General features: G+C 71.5%; 10 protein-coding genes. 7 read left to right on the top strand and 3 right to left on the bottom strand.

Features of this window, described 5'->3' with window-relative positions; all coding sequences use genetic code 11:
• Nucleotides 1-133 precede the first annotated feature (133 nt).
• From ACYQ8L_RS17500 to ACYQ8L_RS17490, 3 genes are read left to right on the top strand one after another with little or no spacing between them, the layout of a single operon-like run.
• On the top strand, nucleotides 134-340 hold the full coding sequence (locus ACYQ8L_RS17500) for a chemotaxis protein CheX (protein WP_459943107.1): 207 nt from the start codon (nucleotides 134-136) through the stop codon (nucleotides 338-340).
• Nucleotides 319-1,272, top strand: a complete 954-nt coding sequence (gene fliK, locus ACYQ8L_RS17495; RefSeq protein ID WP_459943106.1) for a flagellar hook-length control protein FliK — start codon at nucleotides 319-321, stop codon at nucleotides 1,270-1,272. Before ACYQ8L_RS17500 ends, fliK begins: the two co-directional genes overlap by 22 nt.
• Nucleotides 1,269-1,538 carry an EscU/YscU/HrcU family type III secretion system export apparatus switch protein gene (locus ACYQ8L_RS17490; RefSeq protein ID WP_459943105.1) on the top strand — a complete coding sequence of 90 codons (270 nt, stop codon included), beginning with the start codon at nucleotides 1,269-1,271 and terminating at the stop codon, nucleotides 1,536-1,538. The genes fliK and ACYQ8L_RS17490 overlap by 4 nt, the downstream gene beginning before the upstream one ends.
• Nucleotides 1,539-1,860: 322 nt before the next feature.
• Here ACYQ8L_RS17490 and ACYQ8L_RS17485 read toward each other — a convergent pair whose 3' ends face one another.
• The 3 genes from ACYQ8L_RS17485 to ACYQ8L_RS17475 all read right to left on the bottom strand — a co-directional run bounded on the left by ACYQ8L_RS17485 (nucleotide 1,861) and on the right by ACYQ8L_RS17475 (nucleotide 4,705).
• A complete protein-coding gene (locus ACYQ8L_RS17485; RefSeq protein WP_459943104.1) occupies nucleotides 1,861-3,306 on the bottom strand; it encodes a sensor histidine kinase in 1,446 nt (481 codons plus the stop codon).
• Nucleotides 3,303-3,977 carry a heavy metal response regulator transcription factor gene (locus ACYQ8L_RS17480; protein ID WP_459943103.1) on the bottom strand — a complete coding sequence of 225 codons (675 nt, stop codon included), beginning with the start codon at nucleotides 3,975-3,977 and terminating at the stop codon, nucleotides 3,303-3,305. Before ACYQ8L_RS17480 ends, ACYQ8L_RS17485 begins: the two co-directional genes overlap by 4 nt.
• Nucleotides 3,978-4,207: 230 nt before the next feature.
• Nucleotides 4,208-4,705: a VanZ family protein gene (locus tag ACYQ8L_RS17475; protein ID WP_459943102.1), complete on the bottom strand. Its 498-nt coding sequence runs from the start codon at nucleotides 4,703-4,705 to the stop codon at nucleotides 4,208-4,210.
• A 126-nt stretch (nucleotides 4,706-4,831) separates the two neighbouring features.
• Between ACYQ8L_RS17475 and ACYQ8L_RS17470 the strand changes: the two genes are divergently transcribed.
• The 4 genes from ACYQ8L_RS17470 (at nucleotide 4,832) to queA (ending at nucleotide 8,515) form a co-directional block, all read left to right on the top strand.
• Nucleotides 4,832-5,518 carry a uracil-DNA glycosylase gene (locus ACYQ8L_RS17470; RefSeq protein ID WP_459943101.1) on the top strand — a complete coding sequence of 229 codons (687 nt, stop codon included), beginning with the start codon at nucleotides 4,832-4,834 and terminating at the stop codon, nucleotides 5,516-5,518.
• A gap of 70 nt (nucleotides 5,519-5,588) precedes the next feature.
• The gene (gene hflK / locus ACYQ8L_RS17465; protein WP_459943100.1) at nucleotides 5,589-6,602 is read left to right on the top strand and encodes an FtsH protease activity modulator HflK; all 1,014 of its coding nucleotides are present in this window, start codon (nucleotides 5,589-5,591) and stop codon (nucleotides 6,600-6,602) included.
• The gene (hflC, locus tag ACYQ8L_RS17460; protein ID WP_459943099.1) at nucleotides 6,603-7,469 is read left to right on the top strand and encodes a protease modulator HflC; all 867 of its coding nucleotides are present in this window, start codon (nucleotides 6,603-6,605) and stop codon (nucleotides 7,467-7,469) included.
• A complete protein-coding gene (gene queA / locus ACYQ8L_RS17455; RefSeq protein WP_459943098.1) occupies nucleotides 7,466-8,515 on the top strand; it encodes a tRNA preQ1(34) S-adenosylmethionine ribosyltransferase-isomerase QueA in 1,050 nt (349 codons plus the stop codon). Before hflC ends, queA begins: the two co-directional genes overlap by 4 nt.

The following is an 8,515-nucleotide window of genomic DNA, read 5'->3' as shown; positions in this document are numbered from 1 at the left end:
GGGGGGGGCGGGCGGGGGGGGGGGGGGGCGGGGGGGGGGGGGGGGGGGGGGGGGGGGGGGGGGGGGGGGGGGGGGGGCGGCGGCGCGCCGCCGCCCCCCCCCCCCCCCCCCCCCCCCCCCCCCCCGGGACGGGGTGGGCGAGCTCGCGAACATCGTGGCGGGGGGCGCCAAGCGCGTGCTGGCCGACGAGGGCTACGACCTCAAGATCTCGATCCCCACCGTCGTGGTGGGCAAGGACCACGTGGTCAGCCGGCCCCGCGGGGTCCCGTGCATCGTCATCCCGTTTGAAACCCAGGGGGGGCCGTTCCAGGTGGAGCTGTGCCTCCGGTTGGAGGGGTAGGCGCGCCCCCGCCGCCGGCGGGGCCGGGACCTTCCGGGCCTCTCGGACCGGCCCTCGGCGCGGTCGTCGAGGTCGAGATCCTGGACGTCATCGAGCCCGGGGTGGGCCGGGTGGCGCTCGGGCGCTGGACCGGGGACGCCCGGTTCCCCGAGCACCTCACGGCTGGGGCCCGGTTCCCGGCCCGGGTGGCGTCCCTGGGCCCCCCCACCGTGCTCCAACCCCTCCCAGCCCCCGAGGCAAACCCCGCGCGGCTCCTCCCGCCGCCGGCCCAACCCCTGGCCCAGGCGGTCGAGGCGATCCTTTCGGCCGGGGACTCGGATCCGGCCGCCCAACCCCTGGCCCGGCTTCTCTCCCTTCCCCAGGATCCCGAGGCCCTGGCTCCGGCGCTCGCCCGCTGGGTCCGGGCCAGCGGGGTGTTCCACGAGGCCGATCTCGCCCGGGGGGAGGCGTACGGCGACGTCAAGACCCTGGCCCAGAGGCTCCTGCAGCGGTTGCCCGAGGGACCCTTGCGGGACGCGGCCGAGGCGCTGGTGCGTCACGTGGAAGCCCACCAGGCCCGGTCCCTCGCGGCGGGGGAGCCGGTGGTACCCCTGGTGCTCCCGTGGCCGCAGGGGCCGGTGCAGGGCGAGATCCGGCTGGAACCCGACGAAACCTCGGGCCGGCCGGGTCGGCCGACGCGGTACCGGGCCGTTCGCATCCGGCTGGATCTGCCCCACCTCGGCCGGGTGGAGGCCCGGGTGGCCTGGGTCCCCGAAGGGGTGAGGATCTCCCTCGGGGCCTCGCCCGAGGTCCTGCCGCTCTTGCGCCGGGAACTCGGGGCCCTGCGGTCGGCGCTCGCCGAGGGGGCCGGGGTCCGCCTCCTGGGTTTGGGGGTGGAGGCCCTGCGGCCCTCGGCCGAGCCGGAGGCCTCCCTCTGGGAGGTCCGGGCATGACCCCCCGGAAGAAGGCGGCGAGCCTCCGGTACCGCCCCGAAACGGACCGGGCCCCCCGGGTCACCGCCTCGGGGCGGGGCAAGGTGGCCGAGCGCATCGTCGAGGTGGCCCGGGAGGCGGGCGTTCCCATCCGCCACGACCCGGCCCTGGCCGAGGTGCTCTCCCACCTGGATCCGGGCGAGGAGATCCCTCCCGAGACCTACCGGGCCGTGGCCGAGATTTTGGCGTTCCTCTACCGCCTCGACGGCCGCGCGGCCAAGGGATGAGGGCCCCCGGGGCCGAGCCTTCCAGGTAACTTCGGCTAGGCGGCTGGGCTGCTCGGCAGTTAGGCGGCTAGGATCATTCGGGATTCCGGCGTCATCGCGCCGGCCAACCCGTGGGAGCGGCTGCCGTAGCAGGGGCCAGAATCCAGAGGTTAGATGTCAGAGCACCCCTGTCCTCTGTCGTCTGTCTTCTGGCACCTGGCACGGTCGTCGGTCCCTTGGCCCAGACTGCGGCGATGTGCCTTGTGGCAGGGACCGAAACGTTATGGTTCTTGCGGACAGGCCAACTCCGAGGCCTACCGGCGCGTTCCCGCTTTCTAGCCTTCTAGCTTTCCAGCCTCCTGGCTTTCCAGCCCTCGTCGCTCCCCTTTGCCTCGGGTAGATGCACCAGGAACGTGCTGCCGCTCCCCGGCTGGCTCCGAACCTCGATCCGGCCGCCGTGGACCTCGGCGATCCACCGGCAGATCGCAAGCCCCAGGCCGCTTCCGCCCTGGGCCCGGGAGCGGTGCTTGTCGACCCGGTAGAACCGTTCGAAGATCTTTTCCTGGTGCTCCGGGGGAATTCCGATCCCGGTGTCCTTGACGGCGATCCGTACCCATCCCGGGGCGGAGCGGGCGTGGCTCAGGAAGATCTGCCCCCCTTCCGGGGTGTACTTGATCGCGTTGTCGAGGAGGTTCCACACGAGTTGGCGCAGCCGCAGGGGATCGGCCTCCACCCAGACCCGGGGCCCCCCCGCCCAGTGGAATGCCAGGCCCTTGGCCTCGGCGAGCGGCGCGGCCCGGCCGGCCAGGTCCTCGAGCACCTCGTCCAGGGCCACCGGGGTCCTTTCCACCGGGGCCTCCCCCAGATCCCCCTTGGCCAGCAGCAGGAGATCCTCCACGATCCGTCCCATGCGGTGGATCTCCTCGAGGCTCGAGGCGAGAACCCGCTGGTACTCCTCGGGGGAACGGGGCTGGCGCAGGGCCACCTCGGCCTCCCCCCGGAGCACCGTGAGCGGGGTGCGCAGTTCGTGGCTCGCGTCGGCCGTGAACTCCCGCACCCGGCGAAACGCGTCGCCGAGGCGCCGGAGGAGCCCGTTGATGCTCCGGGCGAGCTCCCTCACCTCCTCGGTGCCCTCGGCCTCGGGAACCCGGGCGCCCAGTTGATCCGCGTCCACCTCCCGCACCGCGGCGATGAGCCCCTCCAGGGGCCGAAGCGCCCTGGCGGCGACCATCCACCCCCCCCAGAGCACGAGGAAGAGAGAGACCGGGATCCCCACCCCCAGGGCCAGGAGCACCTCCCGGAGGGTCGTGACCACCGCCTCCAGGCTGGTGGCCACCTGCACGACGTTTCGCACCCGGCCGCGGACCACCACCGGGTAGGTGAGCACCCGCAGGGGCGCCGCCGGGTCGGGCACGGTTTCGTACACCATCTCCCCGTGGAGCGCCCGATGAAGGGTTTCGCGGCTGATGGGAAGGTTCCGAAGGAGCAGGTTCTCGCTGCGGGCCCCCACCTTGCCGGAGGGGTCGAGGACCTGGATGAACTGGCCGGCGGCCGGAACCCCGAAGAACTCCTCCAGGAGACGGGAGAAATTCGTGTACCCCGGCCGCAGGAAGTTCCGGACGCTCGATTCGGCCACGACCTCGGCGAGCGCCAGGAGCTTCTGATCGACGCCCCGGTAGAGGTTCCGGGCGAGGGCCGCGTAGAACCCCACCCCGAACAGGATGAGCACCGAGGCCAAGAGCCCCCCGTACCACAGGGTGAGGCGTCCGCGGAGCGTGCGGGGGGTCAAGGCTCCTCCCGGAGCACGTACCCCACCCCCCGCACCGTGTGGATCAGCTTGGGCTCGAAGCCCTGGTCCACCTTCTTGCGCAGGTAGTTCACGTACACGTCCACCACGTTGGTGTAGGAGTCGAAGGACTGGTCCCAGACGTGCTCGAGGATCATGGTGCGGGTGAGCACCCGGCCGGCGTTTCGCAGGAAGTATTCGAGGAGCGCGAACTCCTTGGCCGTGAGCTCGATGGATCTGCCGGCCCGGGTCACCCGGCGGGCGGCCGGATCCAGCGTGAGGTCCGCCACCTGGAGTACGGGGGAGGCCTGGGGCGTCCCGCGCCGGAGCAGGGCCCGGATCCGGGCGAGGAGTTCGGCGAACGCGAACGGCTTGGTGAGGTAGTCGTCGGCCCCCAGATCGAGCCCCTTCACCTTGTCGCTCACCGAGTCCCGGGCCGTGAGCACCAGGATCGGCGTGGCGATCCCCTGGCCCCGGAGCTTCTGGATGAACCGAAACCCGTCGAGCCCCGGCAGCATCAGGTCGAGGACGATGAGGTCGTAGGGGTTGAGCTCGGCGAGCTCGAGCCCCTCCTCCCCGTCGCCCGCCACGTCGACGGCGTAGCGTTCCTCCTCGAGCCCCTTGCGGATGAACGAGGCGACCTTGGCCTCGTCTTCCACCACCAGGATGCGCATCGCGGATCCCTCCCTACGGGCGGTCTGGTGTCGTCGGTCTGCCGGTCACCGGCCCCGCAGTCCGTCTGGCCCCGGGGGGCCGCATTCCCGCCCGGCCGGAACCAGTCCCCCACCCGCCCCCGGCAATACTTTTGAAGGTATTATTGCTCCGGCGGCCAAATAGGCACGGTTCGGGGCATGGGGCCTGCTGGAGCGCCGGGCGTGGCTCCTACAGTGGCCGGATGCTGCACTCACGCACGGCCGGAAGCAGGCCCCATGCCATGGCGACTTCCTTGCGCGCCTCTATCGGCGCCGGGTTGATAGTACTCCCCGTTCCCGGGGCCGGCGGGAACGACGGCGCTCCGGACGGGAGCCCGCCGGAGCGGGAAGAACCGCCGCACCCCTGCCCACACCAGCACGCCGACGGCCGAGCCCGCGGCGTCGGCCGCCCAGTCGAGCCAGCTCGGGTGCCGCCGGGGCACGAGCCACTGGTGGAGTTCGTCCGTGGCCCCAAACCCGACGGCCGCCAGGAACCCCCACAGGAGCCCACGCTTGCCCTCGTGGCCCAGCGCCCGCGCCCAGAGGTATCCCATGGGCACGTACTCCAGGGCGTGGAGGGGTTTGTCCCCGAAAAACCAGAGGAGCCGCGGCAGGGGAGGCCTCGAGGAGTGGGACAGGGAGAACACCACCGCCATGTAGAGGACCGCCGGCCCAAACCGCCAGGCCGCTGACCGTATGGATCGCTTCATGCGATGTTTCCGTCCTCGGCGTCGTGCGCCCCGGCGGCGCAGGGAATCTGCTTGCAGGGTACGCAGGCCGGTCCCTAGAATGCAACGTTTCGTCCCCGCACCCCACCGGCCTTCATGGGAGTTGCCGTGCCGAAGGACAAGATGGCGCTGCCACCTGGAGCGCTCGAAACGCTGCGGTTCGCCGCGTACTCGGGGGCGTGGGTCGTGCCCGGGGAGCCCGCGCACGAAACGGAGGGGCCGCCCCCGGGCCCCCCGCCGGGCCGCACCCTGGCGGAGGTCCGGCGGGAGCTGGGGGACTGCCGGCGGTGCCGGCTCTGGTCCACCCGCACCCAGATCGTGTTCGGGACGGGGAACCCCGAGGCGGAGCTCCTGTTCGTGGGGGAGGCCCCCGGGTTCCACGAGGATCTGAAGGGGGAACCCTTCGTGGGCCGGGCGGGCCAACTCCTCGACCGGATGATCCGGGCGATCGGGCTTGAGCGCGATGGGGTGTACATCGCGAACGTGCTGAAATGCAGGCCCCCGGACAACCGCGATCCCCTCGAGGACGAGGTGGAAACCTGCCTGCCGTTCCTGTGGGGGCAGATCGAGGCCGTCCGCCCCAGGGTGATTTGCGCCCTCGGGGCCCACGCGGCGCGGGCGATCCTGGGGGAGTCGGGGTCGCTCTCCGCGCTGCGGGGAGGGGTGCGAAGCGCCGGCCCCTGGCCCGTGGTGGTGACGTTCCATCCCGCGTTCCTTCTGCGCCAACCCCGGTTCAAACGCCAGGCGTGGGAGGACCTCAAGCGGGTGCGGGCCCTGCTCGGGCGGCCGGTTTGACGACCGAGGGCCGGCCGGTTAGGGTTTTCGGAAACCGAGCGGTCATCGGACTCCGGCGAGGAGGATTTGGATGGATTGGCAGGACGAGATGGGCGGGCCGAAAAGCCCGGGCGAGATCCTGGGGGAACTGCGGGACCGGTACGGCCGGTGGTTCGGAGGCGGGTTAGCCGCCGGGATCGCGGCCTTGGTGCTCCTGGGATGGGCCGCCACCGGGTTCTACATCGTGAACCCGGACGAGGTGGGGGTGGTCAAGCGGTTTGGGCGGTACGCGTACATGGTGGGCCCGGGCCCCCACTGGCACCTGCCGTACCCGGTGGAAACCGTGCTCAAGCCCAAGGTGACCCAGGTGCGCCGGGTGGAGGTGGGGTTTCGCACGGTGACCGTGGGGCCCCCGGCGCGGTACCAGAAGGTGCCGGCCGAGGCGCTCATGCTCACGGGCGACGAGAACATCGTCTCCTGCGAGTTCATCGTCCAGTACCGGGTGCGCGACCCGGTGGAGTTCCTGTTCAACGTCCGGGACCCCGAGGGGGCGGTGCGGGACGCGGCCGAGGCCACCATGCGCGAGGTGGTGGGCCGCCATACGGTGGACGACGTGTTGACCGACGCGAAGGACAAGATCCAGCTAGAGGCCCAGGAGACCCTCCAGGCCATCCTGGACGCCTACAAGACCGGGGTGTCGATCGAGTACGTGAAGCTCCAGGACGTGTACCCGCCCGCCCAGGTGATCGACGCGTTCCGCGACGTGGCGAGCGCCCGGGAGGACCGGGAGCGCCTCAAGAACGAGGCCGAGGCCTACGCCAACGACGTGCTCCCCAAGGCGAGGGGTGAGGCCAAGAAGCTGGTCAACGAGGCCCAGGCCTACCGGGAGTCGCAGATCCAGCGGGCCCAGGGGGACGCGGCCCGGTTCCTGGCGCTCCTCAAGGAGTACCGCCGTGCTCGGGACGTGACCCGCAAGCGCCTGTACCTGGACGCCATGCGGGACATCCTCTCCAACGCCAAGGTCGTGCTGGCCGAGCCCCAGAAGGGCGGCGGCGTGGTGCCGCTCCTGCCGCTGGGCTCCTGGAACACCGGGGAGAAGAACTAGATGGGACGCATCCTTCGCATCCTCGGCATCCTGTTCGTCCTCGGGGTTCTCGCCTGGGGCACGGTGCTCTTCACCGTGGACCAGACCCAGGTGGCCCTGGTGCTGCGCCTGGGAAAGCCGGTGGGGGGGCCCCGGGAGCCGGGGCTCCACGTGCGCATCCCCCTGGTGGAGAGCGTGGTCACCTATGACGCCCGGCAGCTGGAGTACGACGCCGAGGCCCGGGAGGTGATCACCCGGGACAAGAAGAACATCAAGGTGGACAACTACGCCCGGTGGCGCATCGTGGACCCCCTGAAGTTCTACCAGACCGTGCGGGACGAGCGGGGGGCCCAGGCGCGGCTCGACGACATCATCTACTCCCAGGTGCGAGAGCAGCTCGGGAAGTACACCCTGCTCGAGATCGTGGCGGAGCGCAGGTCGGAGATTATGGCCGAGGTCACCCGGCGAACCGAGGAGGCGGCCGCGGAGTTCGGGATCAAGGTCGTGGACGTGCGGATCAAGCGGGCCGACCTCCCCCCGGCCAACGAGAAGGCGGTGTACGCCCGGATGCAGGCCGAGCGGACCCGCCAGGCCCACCAGTACCGGGCCGAGGGCGAGGAGAAGGCCCGGGAGATCCGGTCCCAGGCCGACAAGGAGAAGGCGATCATCCTGGCCAAGGCGTACCGGGAGGCCCAGGAGATCCGGGGCGAAGGGGACGCCGAGGCCACCCGGATCTACGCCGAGGCCTTCGGCCAGGATCCCGAGTTCTACGATTTCATGCGAAGCCTCGAGATCTACCGGGAGGGCATCAAGGAGGGCGACGTGCTCCTCCTGTCGCCCACGAGCGAGCTGTTCCGCTACCTCGCGCCGGTGGGCTCCACGCCGTGAGGATCAAGGACTTCACGTACGAGCTCCCCCCCGATCGCATCGCCCAGACTCCTGCCGAGCCCCGCGACGCCTCCCGGCTCCTCGTGCTTCGGGGGGCCGAGGGGTGGGAGGACGCGCGGTTCCTGGATCTTCCCCGGTACCTCGAACCGGGGGATCTCCTGGTCGTGAACGACACCCGGGTGTTGCCGGCGAGGCTCCTGGGCCGGAAGCCCACGGGGGGGAAGGCCGAGGTCCTCCTGCTGACCCGGCTCGGGGAGGGGCGGTGGGAGGCCCTGGTGCGGGCGGCGAAACCGGCCCGGGAGGGCACCTCCGTCGCCGTGGCTGACGGCCGGGTGGAGGTGGAGGAGGCCTTGGGGGAGGGGCGGTTTCGGGTGCGGATCTCCGCCCCGGGGCCGGTGGAGGCGTGGCTCGAACGGGTGGGCCAGATGCCGCTGCCGCCCTACATCCGGCGGGATGGGGCCGATCCCCGGGATCGGACCTGGTACCAGACGGTCTTTTCCCGCCCGGAGAAGGCGGGTTCGGCCGCCGCGCCCACGGCCGGGCTCCACTTCACCCCCCGGGTTCTGGAGGTACTGGAACGAAAGGGGGTGAGAATCGCGCGGATCACCCTGCACGTGGGCCTGGGCACGTTCCTGCCGGTGCGGGCCGAGCGACTCGACGACCACCGGATGCACGCGGAGTGGTTCGAGGTGCCGCCCGAGACCGCGGCGGCGGTCAACGCGGCGCGGGACAAGGGGGGGAGGGTTGTCGCCGTGGGCACCACGGCGACCCGGGTGCTGGAGCACGCGGGGCGCCACGGTCGCGTGGAACCGGGATCGGGCTGGACGGACCTTTTTATCCGGCCGGGGCACAGGTTCCGGGTGGTTTCGGGCCTGGTGACCAATTTCCACCTGCCCGAGTCGACCCTGCTCGTGTTGGTGTGCGCCTTCGGCGGCACCGAACGGGTGCTCGCCGCCTACCGCCACGCCGTGGAGGCCGGGTATCGGTTCTACTCCTACGGCGACGCCATGCTCCTCCTGCCCGGGGGATATTACTCCGGCGGCTAA

It is taken from the genome of Deferrisoma palaeochoriense (assembly GCF_054656955.1).
The sequence above is the reverse complement of the archived record's forward strand: the minus strand, read 5'-3'. Positions and strand labels throughout refer to the sequence as shown.